Annotated in this window: 17 protein-coding genes; 7 read left to right on the forward strand and 10 right to left on the reverse strand. The window is 47.4% G+C overall.

The genetic code is table 11. The features are described from left to right. Positions 1-32: 32 nt before the first annotated feature. Entirely contained in the window at positions 33-158 is a 126-nt protein-coding gene (locus tag ACN08Z_RS01465; RefSeq protein ID WP_419102862.1) for a helix-turn-helix domain-containing protein, read from the reverse strand. Between the two features lie 878 nt (positions 159-1,036). Here ACN08Z_RS01465 and ACN08Z_RS01470 point away from each other — a divergent pair. Next, the gene (locus ACN08Z_RS01470) at positions 1,037-1,204 is read left to right on the forward strand and encodes a hypothetical protein (protein WP_419102863.1); all 168 of its coding nucleotides are present in this window, start codon (positions 1,037-1,039) and stop codon (positions 1,202-1,204) included. Positions 1,205-1,886: 682 nt separating this feature from the next. Here ACN08Z_RS01470 and ychF read toward each other — a convergent pair. Both ychF and ACN08Z_RS01480 read right to left on the reverse strand, forming a co-directional pair. Beyond that, a complete protein-coding gene (gene ychF / locus ACN08Z_RS01475) occupies positions 1,887-2,972 on the reverse strand; it encodes a redox-regulated ATPase YchF (protein WP_419100786.1) in 1,086 nt (361 codons plus the stop codon). A 71-nt stretch (positions 2,973-3,043) separates the two neighbouring features. After that, positions 3,044-3,370, reverse strand: coding sequence for a DMT family transporter (locus ACN08Z_RS01480; protein WP_419102864.1), 327 nt, complete (start codon positions 3,368-3,370; stop codon positions 3,044-3,046). Positions 3,371-3,552: 182 nt separating this feature from the next. Here ACN08Z_RS01480 and ACN08Z_RS01485 point away from each other — a divergent pair, with 182 nt between their 5' ends. The 3 genes from ACN08Z_RS01485 (at position 3,553) to ACN08Z_RS01495 (ending at position 6,704) form a co-directional block, all read left to right on the forward strand. Beyond that, the gene (locus tag ACN08Z_RS01485) at positions 3,553-4,641 is read left to right on the forward strand and encodes a sensor histidine kinase (protein ID WP_419102865.1); all 1,089 of its coding nucleotides are present in this window, start codon (positions 3,553-3,555) and stop codon (positions 4,639-4,641) included. Positions 4,642-4,676: 35 nt separating this feature from the next. Further along, positions 4,677-5,297 (forward strand): response regulator transcription factor, encoded by a 621-nt coding sequence (locus ACN08Z_RS01490; protein WP_419102960.1) that lies wholly within the window; start codon positions 4,677-4,679, stop codon positions 5,295-5,297. Between the two features lie 66 nt (positions 5,298-5,363). Beyond that, complete coding sequence (locus ACN08Z_RS01495; protein WP_419102866.1) at positions 5,364-6,704, forward strand: DNA recombination protein RmuC; 1,341 nt, start codon at positions 5,364-5,366, stop codon at positions 6,702-6,704. Between the two features lie 45 nt (positions 6,705-6,749). On the opposite strand, the gene ACN08Z_RS01500 is transcribed toward ACN08Z_RS01495, so the two are convergent. Together ACN08Z_RS01500 and ACN08Z_RS01505 are read right to left on the reverse strand one after the other, a co-directional pair. Next, a complete protein-coding gene (locus ACN08Z_RS01500) occupies positions 6,750-7,847 on the reverse strand; it encodes a 4-hydroxy-3-methylbut-2-enyl diphosphate reductase (RefSeq protein ID WP_419102867.1) in 1,098 nt (365 codons plus the stop codon). Positions 7,848-7,870: 23 nt separating this feature from the next. Further along, entirely contained in the window at positions 7,871-9,007 is a 1,137-nt protein-coding gene (locus ACN08Z_RS01505) for a hypothetical protein (protein ID WP_419102868.1), read from the reverse strand. Between the two features lie 106 nt (positions 9,008-9,113). Between ACN08Z_RS01505 and xseA the strand changes: the two genes are divergently transcribed. Together xseA and ACN08Z_RS01515 are read left to right on the forward strand one after the other, a co-directional pair. Beyond that, positions 9,114-10,406, forward strand: a complete 1,293-nt coding sequence (gene xseA / locus ACN08Z_RS01510) for an exodeoxyribonuclease VII large subunit (RefSeq protein ID WP_419102869.1) — start codon at positions 9,114-9,116, stop codon at positions 10,404-10,406. 47 nt (positions 10,407-10,453) lie between these two features. Then, entirely contained in the window at positions 10,454-10,723 is a 270-nt protein-coding gene (locus ACN08Z_RS01515; RefSeq protein WP_419102870.1) for an exodeoxyribonuclease VII small subunit, read from the forward strand. A gap of 94 nt (positions 10,724-10,817) precedes the next feature. On the opposite strand, the gene ACN08Z_RS01520 is transcribed toward ACN08Z_RS01515, so the two are convergent. The 3 genes from ACN08Z_RS01520 to ACN08Z_RS01530 are packed head-to-tail and all read right to left on the reverse strand — an operon-like array spanning position 10,818 to position 13,732. Then, a complete protein-coding gene (locus ACN08Z_RS01520) occupies positions 10,818-12,035 on the reverse strand; it encodes a pyridoxal phosphate-dependent aminotransferase (RefSeq protein ID WP_419102871.1) in 1,218 nt (405 codons plus the stop codon). 10 nt (positions 12,036-12,045) lie between these two features. Next, positions 12,046-13,236: a glycine betaine ABC transporter substrate-binding protein gene (locus ACN08Z_RS01525; protein ID WP_419102872.1), complete on the reverse strand. Its 1,191-nt coding sequence runs from the start codon at positions 13,234-13,236 to the stop codon at positions 12,046-12,048. Continuing rightward, positions 13,226-13,732: an NUDIX hydrolase gene (locus tag ACN08Z_RS01530; protein WP_419102873.1), complete on the reverse strand. Its 507-nt coding sequence runs from the start codon at positions 13,730-13,732 to the stop codon at positions 13,226-13,228. Before ACN08Z_RS01530 ends, ACN08Z_RS01525 begins: the two co-directional genes overlap by 11 nt. Before the next feature lie 114 nt (positions 13,733-13,846). Between ACN08Z_RS01530 and ACN08Z_RS01535 the strand changes: the two genes are divergently transcribed. Beyond that, entirely contained in the window at positions 13,847-14,833 is a 987-nt protein-coding gene (locus tag ACN08Z_RS01535; protein ID WP_419102874.1) for a mechanosensitive ion channel family protein, read from the forward strand. Positions 14,834-14,966: 133 nt separating this feature from the next. Here the strand turns inward: ACN08Z_RS01535 and ACN08Z_RS01540 are convergent, their stop codons facing one another. Both ACN08Z_RS01540 and ACN08Z_RS01545 read right to left on the reverse strand, forming a co-directional pair. Next, positions 14,967-15,857: a LysR family transcriptional regulator substrate-binding protein gene (locus ACN08Z_RS01540; protein ID WP_419102875.1), complete on the reverse strand. Its 891-nt coding sequence runs from the start codon at positions 15,855-15,857 to the stop codon at positions 14,967-14,969. A 3-nt stretch (positions 15,858-15,860) separates the two neighbouring features. Continuing rightward, on the reverse strand, positions 15,861-16,340 hold the full coding sequence (locus tag ACN08Z_RS01545; protein WP_419102876.1) for a DedA family protein: 480 nt from the start codon (positions 16,338-16,340) through the stop codon (positions 15,861-15,863). Positions 16,341-16,654: the final 314 nt, after the last annotated feature.

Genomic DNA, 16,654 nt, shown 5'->3' on the forward strand with positions numbered 1-16,654 from the left:
CGGGTTAGGACGCCGGTAGCGATGTTTCCAGTTTATCCGAGTTTGGCAATGGCTACTGTGCTGAGCCCTACGTATTCTTGGAATTGGGTTTCGGTTATGCCACGGTCGATAAGTAGTTTCCACAGGGGGGTGTAGCTGATAGTAGCATTCTTGGGCATAGGGTTCCTCCATGTCAATGATGTCCTCGTTATGGTTGCTTTCAAGGAAGCCGTAGCGGCCGTGACTTTCTTGTTTAGTAAAGCAGATTGGGTTGCAGCGGGATTGCAGTTCGGTTATATCAGGCATGTATTTTTATGTTGTCAACGATACTCGCCTGTCCGAGGTCTTAACATCTGACTAGAAAGCCAGACAAGGCTAGCCGGTTGATTGTCTCATCAATATACAGAATACTCGACGGTGGTGTAAGTTTGGGTGGTTTGAATGGAATTTCAAACGCTCTAGGGTGATATCGCTGACAAAGATAAAGATTTCATAAATAACGCTACCTAAACCAAGCCCAATCTTGCCTTTATTATTCCCTCGGTCGGTATAACGGAGCTTGTCGACAAAGTTGTTAAGAACCCGTTTTGGAGGCTCGCCAACAGCTTTGAGGAGAATTCTTCCGCATACCACCTATCAGCAACTCATCAGCGAGATTCGGCCTAATCGAACACGAGTCTCTAAAACATATCTGGACCATTCATCGATAGAGCACAAGCTAATAGTTATCCGTTTATTTCCGGCGTCAGGTTCTTGCACAAGCCTCCCCAAAAAATGATGATAGACGCAATAAATTCACCAAAATCGTCGGAACCTTTCAACATCAGGCAATGCAAGCCAACCAGATTATTGAACTCATTCTGCTCGGCATTTTTCACCTCTATAATTGTTTAGTAGGTTGCCCACCACTTTACTCACTCACAGATTCGTTGCACATGGAAGTACAAGAACAAAACGAACAACGATTTTGATTTTACAGTCTCATTTCACTCTCGGAATGTTCAACTGCACAAATACACAGTCGCGTTGTGACAAACATAGATAAAAGGAAAAAGATATGGGCGAACAAAACACGAAGCAAACATCTCAGCCAAGGCATCGAAACTTCTGCGCGATTGCTCATACCTCTGCACGGACAAAGCCCGTGGCTGGTTCTGCGCTAGCTCAAACCAAACCAGACAAGGGCAAGTACACCGTTCAGAGGTTTTCGCAACGCGGTCGATAGCATTGAAAGGCCCATCAATTTTCTCTTTCGGCACCACAGCCGTAATCAACAGGCGCACCAGAACCTTCACCTACTTTTCCGCATACGCAGACCCACGTTCGGAAGTCCACCGTTGAGAGCCTGGAGGACACCACCTCAAACTGAGTTACTCTAGGGCTGGGTTGACGCTCATCATTGCATCTGTTCGAGACCGCAAAATACCAAGATCTATATATGGGAGACATACAACGCCCACTGCCAATTAGGAAACCGAAACCGTACCTTCAACGGAATACGTCGTACACGAGAACTAGCCAAGAGAATCAGTTCAATAAGTTTCCCTCATCAAAACACCAAATGTGCAAACGCAAGTAACGATTGATGTTGATAACGATGGGTATCTTCTAGGATTAGAGATAGTCTCCGCATCAGTTGACTTACGTGATGATGTTCTTCATGACACACAGCACCTATAACAAGTGCCTTGTATCCCAGCTCTGTGAAAAGCAGATAGAGCTAGCGAAATTTTGCTAATAATTTTTGTGAGTTGTCCCTGCCAAGGATAAGGCGCTCACATAGCGGTTATAACTTTTTCTCTGGCTGACGCTGTCTAATCGCTCAAGGGTGGTACCAGCACATACTGGTACCACCCTTGAACAGTAACAAAAATGCCACCACGACATACAACAACATTTTTGCAGGCTTAGACGTTAAACCTAAACTCCACAACGTCACCATCGTGCATCACGTATTCTTTGCCTTCCATACGTACCTGTCCACGAGATTTGGCTTCTTGCATTGAGCCGGCTGCATCGAGGTCAGCAAAAGATACAACTTCAGCTTTGATGAATCCGCGTTCAAAGTCAGTGTGAATGACGCCGGCAGCCTGTGGTGCGGTGTCGCCTTGGTTAATGGTCCACGCACGGGCTTCTTTCGGGCCAGCAGTAAGGTATGTTTGTAACCCAAGGGTGGAGAAACCGACACGAGCGAGTTTGTCGAGACCAGATTCGTCTTGTCCGCTCATCTCGAGCATTTCGCGGGCTTCTTCTTCGTCAAGCTCTACCATGTCAGCTTCGAGTTTTGCGTCCAAGAATACTGCTTCAGCTGGTGCAACAAGGTCACGCAGTTCTTGCTGTTTCTCAGCTGATTGCAAGATACCATCATCAGAGTTAAAGACGTAGATGAAGGGTTTAGTGGTCAGAAGGTTGAGTTCTTTGAGGTAGGACAGTTCAATACCTGCGGTTTTTGCTTGAGAGATGACGGTCTCCCCCGCTTCAAGAACTTTTTGAGCTTTACGGTATTCTTCGAGCTGGGCGGGGTCGCCTTTTTTAATTTTGACGGCTTTTTCCAAACGTGGAATCGCGTTTTCGAGGGTCTGCAAATCAGCAAGAATCAGCTCAGTGTTAATCGTTTCCATATCGGAGGCTGGGTCAACTTTACCGTCTACGTGAATGACGTCGGGGTCGTCGAAGGCGCGCACAACTTGTGCAATAGCCTGTGCGTCACGAATATTGGCAAGGAACTGGTTACCGAGACCTTCGCCTTCAGATGCACCACGCACAATACCGGCAATGTCCACAAAGGATACGGTTGCGGGCAGGATACGTTCTGAACCAAAAATTTCGGCTAGACGGTTCAGGCGGGGGTCGGGAAGGTTAACAACACCGATGTTTGGTTCGATAGTTGCAAAGGGGTAGTTCGCTGCAAGAACAGTGTTCTTGGTGAGCGCGTTGAAAAGAGTTGATTTGCCGACGTTGGGCAAACCTACGATGCCAATAGTTAAAGCCACACTAATACCTTTATCTTGTGAAAATTGTTGGAGTCTTGCTCATAAGTCTACTCGCTCTTTAGCGTTCCTTGTTAGTGGCTGGCAGCACCTGAGAGGTTAAGAATCAGCACACCAGCAATAATGAGCCCAACACCAATAACTTTAACGACGCTCAGAGGCTCACCGAGGAACACTGCACCGATACCAACGATGGCAGCTGTGCCTAGCCCGCTCCACATTGCGTAGGCAACACCTACAGGGATATCTTTGACCGCGTGTGATAGCCCAAAGAATGATAGTCCGTATAAGCTCAAGCACCCTAATGTGGGCAGTAGGCGAGTAAATCCTTCGGTAGTTTTGAGCAGTGAGGTTGCGATGAGTTCGGCACCAATGGCAAGAAAGAGAAAGAGGTAGGGCATGGAATTGTCCTTCAATAAGGGTTATGAGTAAGACGTTGAGCGTAAAATCTTTTCCAGTGTAGCAATAGCCTGCCATGAGAGCCGAAAGTTCGAGGTAGGGTCTCTCACCCTGACATTTGTCATGGAATACTTCGGTGGTATGACACTGGTTGAGTGCCGCCCTAAAACGAGATGATAATTGCATGAAAACACAAAAAATTACTCAAAAAATTTTAACGCCTCTTCCTAGCCTTATTTTTCTAGGTTTTCCGATAGCCGTCCTTTTTCATATAGCGTCTACCCCTTTTGAACATATTATTGGATGGGGTTTGCTCCTGATTTTTGCCGGAATCTATCTTGGCAATTTTGTGGTTATCGGTAAACATCCAAAGCGTTCATCGACCACCATCGTTCCCCTCATTTATGGTTCGCTTTTACTTTTTCTGCCTATTAGCGCCTTGGCGTGGATATTTGGTGTTGAGATGTTCACGAGCTTCCCTTATTTTGTTGCATTGTGGATGTTTTTGGCTCCGTTAACGGTTGCAATGGGTGTCTCGTTAGTCCTTAGCGTATTTTTTGTTGGACTCATCATCATGGTTTCCCCTGATTCTTGGCCTGTAGCAATTGGCCCGATGATTGGTGTTTTTGCTATCTATTGTGCTGGGATTGCCGATGTCGTAGGGACAAAGCATCAAGAACGAAAAACTCAACTGACCGTTGAGAAAGAGCAATCTCGTATCGCCCGAGACTTACACGATTCGTTAGGGCAGACTCTCACCACGATTAATCTCAAAACACAACTCATATCAGCCTTCCTCAATAACGACACCCAAAAGGCCCGTGAAGAACTCGAAAATATTAAAGAGCTCACCAGCACCGCTCTAGCGCAATTACGGTCAACGGTTACTCGTCTTAAAACCCCTGGGCTATCTGGAGAGTTAGAAGATCTCAAAGTTTTGTTCTCTCATTGTGATATTCAGCTTCAGTTACCCGAAAAATCTACGGCAGACCAGCGTTATGACATACTCTTCGGGTGGGTGCTCAGAGAAGCCTCAACCAATATTTTGCGTCATGCCAAGGCTTCTACAGTGACAGTTCGTGTCACGGAGAAGACCCTAGAAATTATTGATGACGGGGTCGGTATTGCGAAGGCTACCGATGGTCATGGAATACTGGGTATCAAAGAGCGTGTAGCAGAATCCGGTGGCGTAGTATCTATTACCAATGCCACCGATTATCCGCTGCGCCCTGGTACACGCGTATTTGTTGATATGTCTGGTGCATCAAACTAGATGCACTGCCCAGTATCTGTTCTAAGGAGAGCGTGATGATACGAATTGTTATTGCTGACGATCAACAGCTCATCCGTGAAGCGCTGCGCACACTTCTAGAATTACATGATGATTTGACGGTTGTCGGGTTAGCATCTGATGGTTTTGAAGCGCTGACTCTAGTAGAAGAGGAGCAACCTGATGTTCTTCTACTTGACCTTGAGATGCCGCGTAGCAGCGGGTTTGATGTACTCGAAAAACTTGCACAGGGCCATAGTTCTACAAAGTCCCTCATCATTACGACGTTCTCTCGCCCCGGATATTTACAAAGGGCGTTAGAGAATGATGCGCGCGGGTTCATCGTCAAAGACACTCCAGCTGAAAAATTGGCACAGCACATTCGTGCCGTGCACGCTGGAGAAAAGATTATCGACCCTCATCTTGCTGCGCAGTCTTGTATCGTCGGCAATAACCCGTTGACATCACGCGAACAAGAGGTACTCAGCGTCGCTCATCGCGGTGATTCTATTCAGGCTATTGCCGCAATAGTTCACCTCAGCGAAGGTACCACCCGCAATCATCTGTCTTCTGCTATTGCAAAACTTGGGGCAGCTAACCGACACCAAGCCTCTCAGATGGCACAAGAACGCGGGTGGATTACCACACACTACACATAAACACAGCGTACGGGAACGTCCATCACCAATAGCTAACGTCGATAGAAAAACACTAGACTAGTAGTTATGACTGATGCGACGTTCCCTCTTGCTCTTACCCTTGTTTTTATCCTTGGACTTTTCTTAGGCTGGTATCTTGGATACCTCAAATCAGGGTCTATCTCATCGTTGCGAGAGCATAATGCCCGTCTTAACGCCCAGCTCACAGCCTCAGAAAAAACGCAACAATACCTCACTCAACAAGTTCAGGCGCTACAAGAACGTTCACGAGAAGACGCTGATGTCCTTCAAGCTCTAGCACCGGTCAAAGTGCAACTTGCCACGATGGAACGTTCTGTTCGAGCGATGGAGTCACAACGTTCAGAACAATACGGTGCAGTGTCTGAAGCGCTCAAAGCCTCAGCCCAAGTACAAGAGAATCTACGCACCGTCACACAGGGGCTATCTAGTGCGTTACGTTCATCTAGCGCACGCGGCGTTTGGGGTGAGACGCAGCTCCGTCGAGTTGTTGAAGCCGCTGGTATGACTAGACATGTTTCTTTTCAAGAGCAAGTGAGCGCAACGATTACGCCTTCTCATGAACAAGAACGCGTCATCCGGCCTGATATGTTAATTCATCTTCCCGGGGAAAAGATTATTATCTTAGATGCGAAGACCCCGCTTAATGCTTATCTTAAAGCTCAAGAAGCCGGTGACGATGAGAACCTTGCACAGCAGGCTCTTGCTCAACACGTCAAAGAAGTTCGTGCCCATATCGACACTCTTGCTCGTAAGAAGTATTGGACAGGCTTTTCGTCTTCTCCGGAGCTTGTGCTCTGTTTCATCCCGTTAGAGTCTGCGCTATCTGCCGCGTTACAAGCAGATAGTTCACTATTAGATGACGCTTACGCAAAAAATATTGCTCTGGTCTCCCCCGTATCGTTGTTATCTTGTCTAAAAGCTATTTCTTTCTCGTGGCGTCAAGAAACTCTGACCGACAATGCCAAAGAACTTCTATCGCTCTCTCAAGAACTTTATGAACGTCTTGGCACCGCGAGCGCACATCTACAGGGTATGGGCAGGTCGTTGAATAAGGCTGTTGAATCGTATAATTCTTTGGTTGGTTCTTTAGAGACCCGCGTTTTTGTGACGGCCCGTAAAATTGCTGATTTAGATTCGTCGTCTATTTCATCTTCTCTGCGCAATGACCCTTTAGATTCTTTTGCCAAGCCTCTTGGCGCACCAGAATTTGTAGGGCATGACTCCTCGTGGGAAGCTTCTTCTGCTGAGGATGAAGATGATTCGCCGGCTGTGATGATTGAACGCCCTACCCCACGCAATATGACGCCGAATGCTTCTTCTCGTGTTTTCCCGCAACGCACAAACCCCTCAGATGAGCCTTTTGACTATGATTCGTGGAATAGCTAAAAGCGTCTGAGGGGTTTGAAAATCCCGCTAATGGGGTTGGTAGGTTTAGCGGGTGGGTTTAGCTCCACGTCCGCCAAGTTGTCGCCCAGCGTTCTCGTCATTTTTTAGTGCGGCACGAAGTTCTTTGGGCAAGGAGAAAAGAATGTCTTCTTTAGCTGTCTCGATTTCTTCGACTTTGTGATAACCGTAGTCTTGTAAGAGGGCGAGGACTTCTCGCACGAGGACTTCTGGGACGGATGCGCCGGAAGTTAGTCCAATGGTTGCCACGCCTTCAAACCAGCTTTCGTCTACTTGATGGGCGAAATCAACGCGTTCAGCTTTTTTTGCACCGTATTCTAGTGCTACTTCTTTGAGTCGAACGGAGTTTGACGAGTTTGCACTACCAACCACAATAACGAGGTCGGCTTGGGGTGCAATTTCTTTAATGGCGCCTTGACGGTTTGAGGTTGCGTAGCAAATGTCGTCGGATGGTGGGTCTTGTAAGGAGGGGAAGCGCTCACGTAAACGTGCTACGGTCTCTAACGTTTCGTCAACCGATAGTGTTGTTTGTGATAGCCACACAACTTTATTGGGGTCTCGGACAGTGACTTTATCGACTTCGTCGGGTGAGTTCACAATCTGGATGTGTTCAGGTGCTTCGCCGGCGGTGCCTTCGACTTCTTCGTGTCCGGTATGTCCGATGAGCAGAATATCGTAGTCTTGTTTTGCAAAGCGTATTGCTTCACGGTGTACTTTGTTGACGAGGGGGCAGGTGGCGTCGATGGTGTTTAGTTCACGTTCTGCGGCGGCGTTGACGACTGCTGGGGACACACCGTGGGCAGAGAATACGGTGACGGCTCCTTCGGGTACTTCGTCCACGTCGTCTACGAAGATTGCGCCTTGTTCTTCGAGTGTTTCCACTACGTGACGGTTATGTACGATTTGTTTACGAACATAGACGGGGGCACCGTAATGGTCGAGAGCTTTTTCGACCGCGATGACGGCACGATCGACGCCTGCGCAATACCCGCGGGGTGCAGCAAGAAGAACTTTCTTCTCCCCTTTGATAGGTGCTGCAGCCTCTATCTCTTCACGAGTTCGGCGGGTACGGGGCATTTGAGGCAACCCGAGAGAAACTGTTGAATCAACCTGTGTTGTGGACATAGATACTATGTTACGTGTTTCCACTATATTCTGACACCTGCTGTGCGCTCTCTCGCACCTAGCGAAACTATGGAAAATGCCACACCCAGCAAAATTAGTACTATTCCGATGACCATCAGAGGAATAGTTAACGAGTTCACATAGTTCGTAGCAGAGTCAGTTATGATGCTGCTGAACCTTTGCACAAAAATTTTACCTACTTCGGAAGAAACTGCTTCATCTGCCTGCGCTAGAGGTTTTGTGCCTAAAAATATGCTCGAGCACCAAGATATTGCGCTCAGTGTTAAAAAGATGCACCCCGCGTAGATGCTTCGGTTCCTACCCCAGAGGATAACTCCTACAAGCAACGACAAGGCGCTAAGCCCGCAATATAGTTTCCATTGCTGGGCAAAGTGTTTTATCTGGTGGAGGTATTCTGCGGTTTGTGAGTGGGAGCTATCAAGAACAATTAGGTGCTCGCCGGGGTGAAAAATACTGAGTTTATCGCCTAAGAATTGGACTAGTTGGCTGTTGACCTGCTCATAGACGGGGTCAATATCAAGGGCAATATTCTGATGTTCTTCCCCTACGTTATAACGGTGGGTACGAGTGACAATATCGTTCCACATATGTTGGTAGGATTCTTGCGAAGTCACCGACTGAGCAGCCTTTTGGATATTCTCTTTGACGCGTTCACGCAACCAGTTTTTGATGGAGCCGAAAAAACCTTCTTCTTGACCTTCTCCAAGATAATTTTTGACGGTCTGGTCTTTCATAATGTCCGCAACAACAGCGTCAGATAGCGCTTTTTGAAAGGACGAGTCTTGCCCTAATGGACTCGCTAAAGAACTAAACCCTTGCTCTGAAATAATGTTTTGTTCTGCCCAATATCCAACACCGCCAGCAGCGCCTAGAACGATAGAACATAGTGCACAAAGTACTGCGATAGTACGACGAACCATCAACCACCAGCTGTAGCTATTATCCTCAAGGTAAGGTGTCTGATGATCAGCAGATGCAGACGGTGAACCCGAAATATGCCAATTACCATCGACAGATTTTCCGTAGTCTTGGGCAGTCTCATCCAACACAAGTTTTTGCGTCGGAGCGTCATCCCCTATGAGTTGTATAGTAGCGTCGTCTTCACCGTTAGATGTGTGCTGGTATTGATGATTTCTCATAGGTGCCCCTTCTACATTCTTTCTCATCACTATACTGCGGTGCCGTTGAGCAAGAAAATATTTGGTGGACTAGAAGAAGACTCTCAACTCGTGGGAGACTACCTATATGGATATTTCTTTAACTCCGCAGCTGATTCCGGCTGCTGAGGAACGTACGAAGAACCGCCCACTTCCAGAATACGGCGCTCAAACTGATGAGTATAACCCTTGGCCGGTACATCATTATTCCCAAAAACTTGCCGGTTATATTCATCGGTGCCCAGCAACATGGGTTGAAGGACAAATCATCGAGCTGAATCCCCGCGGTCGAGTCACCTATTTGACGTTACGCGATGTGGAACAGGAAAAATCTATTCCAGTATTGTTGTATTCTTCAGTACTTACAGGGTTATCTTCACCGCTCAAGCACGGACAGCGAGTAGTCGTTCGTTTAGAGCCTAGCTTCTGGGAGAAGACAGGGCGCCTGTCCATGCGCGCTAGTGATATTCGCACAGTGGGCAGAGGAACGCTTCTTGAGCAGTTAGAAAATCTGCGAAAGTCTTTGGCGGACGAGGGTCTTTTCGACCCTGCGCACAAAAAGCCCCTACCTTTTCTGCCTCAACGTGTTGGTCTCATTACGGGACGAGACTCTGACGCTTGCAAAGACGTGATACGTAATGCTCGTTTACGGTGGCCGGCAGTACAATTCGAGATACGAGAAGTCGCGGTACAAGGAGCACAAGCACTACACCAAGTCACACAAGCACTTGAAGAACTTGATGCTTTAGAAGATGTGGATGTGATCGTCATTGCTCGTGGTGGTGGCGCGATGGAAGACCTCTTACCGTTTTCTGAAGAAGCTCTGATTCGAGCCGTCTATCGGGCACAAACACCAGTTGTCTCCGCTATCGGGCATGAAGCGGATAACCCTATTCTTGATGAAGTCGCGGACCTTCGTGCATCTACACCGACGGATGCCGCGAAACGTATTGTTCCTGATATGACTCAAGAACGTCTCTATATTACGCAGCTTCAAGCGTCGTTAATGCGGATGGCGTACCAAAAGATTGAGACAGAAAAATATCATCTGGCGCAGGTGCGTTCACGCCCCGTCTTAGTATCTCCCCAAACCACTCTTCTACGTTATGAGGAGGAACTACAGCACCTACGTAATCGGAGTTTTACAACAACTCACTCGCTGTTATTACGTTCGCGTGAGGTTCTTTCACAATTGCGTTCACGTGTTCAAGCGTTATCTCCACAGCAGACGCTTGAACGTGGATACGCTTTGGTTCAAAACTCTTCGGGGAAACTTGTGACGAACGCACAAGACCTACACGAGGCAGATATCGTCACCCTTCGCTTTGCACAAGGTTCTGTCCAATCACAAATTCTCGGTGACGCTAACTCAAAAAAATAATTAGCCGATAAAACTCCCATATTTTGACTCTCTCGAAGGAGAACATCATGACCCCTAAATCTTCAGAAAACATTACATTTACATCATCTATTTCCAACGTCCCGGTAGAAGACCTTTCGTATGAGCAAGCTCGTTCAGAATTAATGAACGTCGTGACGGCGATGGAATCTGGAACTTCTAGCCTTGAAGAAATCATTGCGCTATGGGAGCGAGGAGAAGAGCTTGCAAACCGTTGTGAAGCATGGTTAGACGGAGCACATCAACGCCTTAACGCTGCACGACAAGAACGCTTAGAACAGAGTTCTTCCGAATCATAAATCAACGCACTTTGGGATATAAACATCAGGTGGTGGGGTACAGAACCTAGCGTTCTGCACCCCACCACCTGATAGTTCTCTTACCTAGTATTTTCTACTGTCGGTAATCTGCTAAGAAGTTTCCGAGTTTCTCCAACGCTGTTGCTAGTGTTTGCGTATCAGGTAAGAACACTAAACGGAAATGATCTGGTTTAGACCAGTTAAAAGCTGTTCCCTGACTAATAAGAATCTTTGACTCTTTAAGCAGGTCAAGAGCAAATTTTTCGTCATTAGAAATATTGAATTTCTCGATATCTAGTTTGGGGAATAGATAGAGAGCGCCTTGAGCAGGTTGACAGCTCACCCCATCCATGTCGTTGAGCAGACGGTATGAGAGGTCACGTTGTTCTTTGAGTCTGCCACCTGGAAGTATCAAATCATTAATAGATTGGTACCCGCCTAATGCTGTTTGTACAGCGTGCTGTGCAGGCACGTTAGCGCATAGACGCATTGAAGCCAGAAGTTTAATACCTTCAAGGTAGCTTTCTGCAGCCCATTTGGGTCCGGTAATCGCAACCCACCCAGAACGATACCCCGCTACGCGATAGGCTTTTGATAAGCCGGAGAATGTCAGGCAGAGAACATCGTCTTTGGTGAGGGACGCCATGTGCACCATTTTTGCGTCATCGTAGATAATTTTCTCGTAAATTTCATCAGCAAAAATAACAAGACCGTACTCGCGGGCAATATCAACAATTTGGGATAGAACATTTTCGGAGTACACGGCACCGGTGGGGTTATTCGGGTTGATGACGACGATACCGCGAGTTTTTTCTGTAATTTTTGAGCGGATATCTTCAATATCTGGTTCCCAACCATTTTGTTCATCGCAAAGGTAATGTCGAGGGGTTCCTCCTGCGAGCGCAGTGGATGCTGTCCATAGTGGGTAGTCCGGCGAAGGAATAAGAATTTCGTCTCCATCATTACAAAGTGCTTGTAGCGTCATGGGGATGAGTTCGGAGACGCCATTGCCGAGGTAGACGTCGTCGGGGTCTAGGTTGAGGATTCCTTCGTTTTGGTAGTACTGGACGATGGCGGTTCGTGCTGAGTAGAGGCCTCGTGAGTCGGAGTATCCTTGGGTGACGGGTAGGTGTTGAATAATGTCACGCATGATGGCGTCGGGTGCTTCGAATCCGAAGGGTGCGGGGTTGCCGATGTTGAGTTTGAGGATTCGGTGTCCTTCAGCTTCCATGGCTGTTGCTTCTTCGAGGAGGGGGCCGCGGATGTCGTATAGGACGTTATTGAGTTTTTGAGATTGTTGATAAGTTTTCATGTTGCTTAGATTACTCTCTTGATGTTTTTAACCAGAATTTTGCAACGTCTTCGTTGCTGATTGCGCCTTGTCCGGAAGTGAGTCGGTTGAATTCTGTGAGATCTGTGGAGCTAAGTCGAGATGACACTGAATCAATTGCTTCTCGTGCGCTTTGAGGTAGTTCTTCTGCTCTAACAATAGGAACTATCTGTTGTGAGATAAAGATACCAGCAGGGTCTTCTAAAACGGTGTAGGCGTTGTCTTCAATTGTTGCTGAGGCGGAGAATATGTCTGCAATATGGACGTTATCTGATGCGAGTTCTTCTGAGAGTTTTTCTTGGCTGTTGATGGGTCGGAAGTTTTTAGGAACGCAGTGGTAGTAGCGTTCTAGCGCCTGCAGACCGTAGGAGCGGTGTTTAAAGCTTTCTGGTGCTCCGAGGGTGAGCTCTTTGCAGTGTTGAGCGATGTCAGCTAGGGATTTGAGTTGGTATTTTGCGGCGGTTGCTTTGGTGATGACGAGGGCGTCACGGTTTTGAGCTGAGGCAGGTTTGAGGGTGCTCAGCCCGAATGGTAACACTTGTTTGATGGCGTTGATGATTTCGTTATCGCTTAGCCCTTTAGCGTTGAGTCCTGTGGGGGTAGGTGTTGGTGTTGGGGTGCTTTGGGATGGTGTCTCGTTGTTTTGTGGTGTGAGTTGGTCAAGGTTCGGGTCGTATTCTTGTGCGGTGGGTACAGATTCTTCTCCGGCAGCTTGATCATTTTCGCCCCAACCGTAGGTGTACATGGCGTTGGGGTTTTCTTCTGATATTTTTTGGCGTTCTTGCTGGATATAGGCGGGGCTAAATTTTCCGTCGTTAGTGAGGTAGAGGAGTAAGTTTCCTGAGTAGTCCGGTGTGATGTCTACGGTGCTGGGGTCGTTATAGGGGATGTCTTCGTTGTTTTCTGGTGTTGGTTCTGGGGTCTGTTCTTGTTCCATCGCTTTGAGGTATCCGGCTCTGTCAGTACCGGTGTCTACAAGTTCAGTTGTGTACCCAGCTTCTTGTAGTGCTTGAGAATATATGGTGGCGATGAGTGCGGTTTCTTCTGAGATTCCAGTAGAGATACGGATTTTTCCGTAGGTTGGTGCGGAGGGGTCTGCCGTAATTTTTGTAGGGGTTGAACACCCGCTTAAGGCGATAGCGCAGGTGGCGAGTGTGGCTAGCCACGGGGCTTTAGCTTTCATGTGCGGTGCTCCTTTCGTCAGAAAGTTGGGTTTTGGTTTGGTGCTGTTGTACCCAATCTGTGATATTACGGTATCCCATCATACGGGCGACGTCTTCGAGGAGGGAGAGTTTGGGAATGTTATCGAGTTCTTCGATGGGTATCCAACGAGCTTGGTCGCTGCTGCCGTTGGTTTCGTGTGTTAGCTCTCCTGAGATAATGTGTGCACGGTAGACCGTTCTCAATGCACAAAAAGGCATTTTCTGGTGTTTTTCGAGGGGAAGGTGGAGTGCATGGACGCCTAGTATTGTATCGGTTTCGATGAGGTATCCGGTTTCTTCAAGGACTTCTCGACGTACGGTGTGTTCGGGTTGTTCTGCTGGTTCCATTCCACCGCCTGGCAGTGTCCACGCGGCACGTTCGGGCGCGTTTTCTGGGAGGAATCTGGTGAGCAGAATTTTTCCTTGTTCAATGATGACAGCGTATGCTGCTGGTCGAGTTTCCATGACGATAGGCATAGTTTCTATCCTATCTGGTTGGTTGTGTGACAAGACATTTTTTCTTGGTTTCTTCCTCAGTTAGGGTAGAGAAGAGATGATTTTGTTGTAGATGACGAGAGGAGTGGTGCAGTGATGTTTATATGGCTGTTTTCTTTAGTGTGGTGGGATTCTATCGGTTCTGTAGAGTTTTGGTTGAGTCATCCTTTACGGATTTTGTTGATTATTCTTTTTGCAGTTGTAGTCCGTAGTGTTTTGGAGTTGTTGATTCGTCAGCTGACTCGTTCTCTTGCCCGAGGTACACGAGTACGGGTTATCCGCACTGAGCATGAGAAGAGTGCAAAGGTCGCTCTTCCCACATTACGTTGGGAAGAGGACGATTCTATTGCTCGTTCACGTCAACGCCAGCGTGCTCAAACAGTTGGTTCGGTACTGCGTTCGGTGTCTTCTATTGTGATTTGTGCTGTTGCGCTCGTGATGATTATTGCTGAACTAGGTTTTAATATTGCGCCAGTGCTTGCCTCTGCCGGTGTGGTCGGTGTGGCATTATCCTTTGGGGCACAGTCTTTGGTGAAGGATTATTTGTCAGGTATTTTTATCGTCGCTGAAGATCAGCTCGGGATTGGTGATTGGGTTGATTTAGGTGAGGCCTCTGGCACCGTGGAGTCTGTAGGTTTACGAGTTACGTCAGTTCGTGATACCAGCGGAGTGCTATGGCATGTTCGTAATGGTGAGATTCTTCGCGTCGGGAATTCTTCTCAGGGATGGGCTCAGACAAATATTGATGTCCCCGTTCCTTATACTGCTGATGTTGAGGAACTCAGTACGTTCCTAGTGTCTCGGGTGCAAACGGCATTATCTTCGGACGAGGTATCGGAGAGTGTTCTTGGCAGTCTTCAATTTTTGGGTGTGGAATCTCTCAGCGGTGAAGCTTTGACCTTGCGTTTTTCGATGAAGACAGCTCCGGGTGAGCAGTGGCGTGTTGGACGTATTTTGCGTCTTGAGTTGAAGAAGGCTCTTGACGAATATGGTGCGCAGATTCCTCTGCCTCAGCATTCAGTGGTACATAGCACCTCCCCTGCACAGGATTCAGCAGTGGGCGAGGTATCTCCTCAAGAGTAGTGTCGTTCTTTGTTTTAGGTTGTCACAAGAATCATGATGGGGTTGAGCAGAAAGTTTTCTGTTCAACCCCATCTTCTAATCAGTGCCGCGAAACAACGAGTGATTTTCATATTCTCACGACGTATCAGGTTGGTTATGGTCTGCGTCGTTGGCGTCGTTTTTTACGGTCTTGTTGTTCTCTTTTAGCATTTGCTACACGTTTTTTGTGTTTTTCACGGGCTTTTTCACGTCGTTTTTGTTCTGCTTGAGCAGCCACGCTTTGGCTACTGCGAGCAGAGTTTTCTTTTCGTCCTCGTGTAATTCCCACAAAGTCTTGGATAATTTGTTCTTCGTGGTCTTCGCGGTTGTAGCGTTTCCAGACTAGTTGTACAGGTGTTTCTTTGATATCTGGAATCACACGGTAGGTGAGGTCTTTACGATGGTGCAGACGCGCAATACTCATGGGGACGATGAGAAGTCCAAGCCCTGCTGCAACGAGTTCAATCGCATCGGAGGTGTTTCTCATCAATGGTAGTTTTTGTTCTGTCTGCGGCCGATAAGGTTCAGAGATTTCTTCCCATTCAGGGACGGTGTGTGCCTGTTGTAGGAGAGTTTCTTCTGCAAGTTCTGCAATGGGGATTTCTTCCAACAGGGTCAAAACATGGTCAGTGGGAAGAACTACCACGTTTTTTTCGCAGTAGAGTGTGATGGCATGGAATTGGTCTTTTTCGAAGGGGTTTTGGTGAGCTGCTACGCGCGTCAACACCATATGAGCCAATGGAGGCTCACCTTCTAGGCTTTCCCGTGTAGCGTCTTCCTTTAGCGCAAGTTCTTTGAGAGGGCAGAGTTTTCCGTATCGTTCTTGCCATCGAGAAAACCACTTGCCAGGCATAATTCCTGGTACGTACCCGATACGAAGCTCTTGCCCTTCGTCTTTGAGCTCTAGAGGGTGTTCTTGGTCTTTGAGGTGAGCGAGCAGTTCGAGTTGCTGTTCATGAGCGTATGAACCAGTTTCTGTGTGGTTCTCGCTAGTGTGGGCTGTCATAGCTTACAAATTAGCATGTCTTGAGCGGTTATGAAGAGTACGCTTACCAAGATAGATGAACAGTGAGAGAGCTATCAAAAGAATGATTGCTGTGATAAGAACAGTTGGTTGTTGAATCCAAGCCCAGATGACAGCCATACCAACGGTGGAATAGATACAAGCCCACATTAAAGTTCCTACGAGCATGGCAGGAATCCATCGTTTCAAGCTCATGCGAGTAAAGCCCGTGGTGAGAATGACGGCAGTTTGAAAACCAAGAGTTAAGAAGCATAAGGGAACGGCAAGTACTCCCCAACGGTTGATGAAGTGTTGCGCACGAAGGTACATTGGGGTTTGCATCAGGTGCCGGATACGTGCCAACTTAGCACTACCGGCGGAGGTAATCCAGCCAAGCATGAAAACTAGGCTCGTTCGAATAATCCCCACAATCCAGAAGAAGAGGAGCGCCCAGTGCCATTGTAGGCTTTGTATCCATTCAATCACGGCTATTAGTTTATCCGGTTTTGAGGGTACCGCGTTCGAACATCATATGACTATGAGGATTTTCTCAGTAGCTCACTAGTTTCTTGCCCTTTGAGCGCATTTTTACCCTCAAAACTTAGGGTAGCCTTTGTTCTTTTTTAGGTAATATAAATTTTTTCTTCAAAAGACTAGCCAAGCACTATTCAATTAGGTTATATTTTTATTACCAAATAGTTGAGAGCTTGTGGGAAGCAATCAACAATATGGTTTCGAAGACTTTTCTTCCTGTGTGTGATGCAAGTGCCTAGTCAAGTAGAAATACTTGACTAGGCACT

The sequence above is a fragment of the Rothia sp. P7181 genome (genome assembly GCF_048513015.1).
Taxonomy (GTDB): Bacteria; Actinomycetota; Actinomycetes; order Actinomycetales; family Micrococcaceae; genus Rothia.

Excerpts from the sequence above, each read along its gene's own strand:
- ACN08Z_RS01490 (WP_419102960.1), top strand. The coding sequence starts at position 4,677 with ATGATACGAATTGTTATTGCTGACGATCAACAGCTCATCCGTGAAGCG.
- ACN08Z_RS01530 (WP_419102873.1), bottom strand. The coding sequence starts at position 13,732 with ATGCCTATCGTCATGGAAACTCGACCAGCAGCATACGCTGTCATCATT.
- ACN08Z_RS01495 (WP_419102866.1), top strand. The coding sequence starts at position 5,364 with ATGACTGATGCGACGTTCCCTCTTGCTCTTACCCTTGTTTTTATCCTT.
- ACN08Z_RS01525 (WP_419102872.1), bottom strand. The coding sequence starts at position 13,236 with ATGAAAGCTAAAGCCCCGTGGCTAGCCACACTCGCCACCTGCGCTATC.
- ACN08Z_RS01505 (WP_419102868.1), bottom strand. The coding sequence starts at position 9,007 with ATGAGAAATCATCAATACCAGCACACATCTAACGGTGAAGACGACGCT.
- ACN08Z_RS01480 (WP_419102864.1), bottom strand. The coding sequence starts at position 3,370 with ATGCCCTACCTCTTTCTCTTTCTTGCCATTGGTGCCGAACTCATCGCA.
- ACN08Z_RS01515 (WP_419102870.1), top strand. The coding sequence starts at position 10,454 with ATGACCCCTAAATCTTCAGAAAACATTACATTTACATCATCTATTTCC.
- ACN08Z_RS01470 (WP_419102863.1), top strand. The coding sequence starts at position 1,037 with ATGGGCGAACAAAACACGAAGCAAACATCTCAGCCAAGGCATCGAAAC.
- ACN08Z_RS01465 (WP_419102862.1), bottom strand. The coding sequence starts at position 158 with ATGCCCAAGAATGCTACTATCAGCTACACCCCCCTGTGGAAACTACTT.
- ACN08Z_RS01520 (WP_419102871.1), bottom strand. The coding sequence starts at position 12,035 with ATGAAAACTTATCAACAATCTCAAAAACTCAATAACGTCCTATACGAC.
- ACN08Z_RS01485 (WP_419102865.1), top strand. The coding sequence starts at position 3,553 with ATGAAAACACAAAAAATTACTCAAAAAATTTTAACGCCTCTTCCTAGC.
- ACN08Z_RS01500 (WP_419102867.1), bottom strand. The coding sequence starts at position 7,847 with ATGTCCACAACACAGGTTGATTCAACAGTTTCTCTCGGGTTGCCTCAA.
- xseA (WP_419102869.1), top strand. The coding sequence starts at position 9,114 with ATGGATATTTCTTTAACTCCGCAGCTGATTCCGGCTGCTGAGGAACGT.
- ACN08Z_RS01535 (WP_419102874.1), top strand. The coding sequence starts at position 13,847 with ATGTTTATATGGCTGTTTTCTTTAGTGTGGTGGGATTCTATCGGTTCT.
- ACN08Z_RS01540 (WP_419102875.1), bottom strand. The coding sequence starts at position 15,857 with ATGACAGCCCACACTAGCGAGAACCACACAGAAACTGGTTCATACGCT.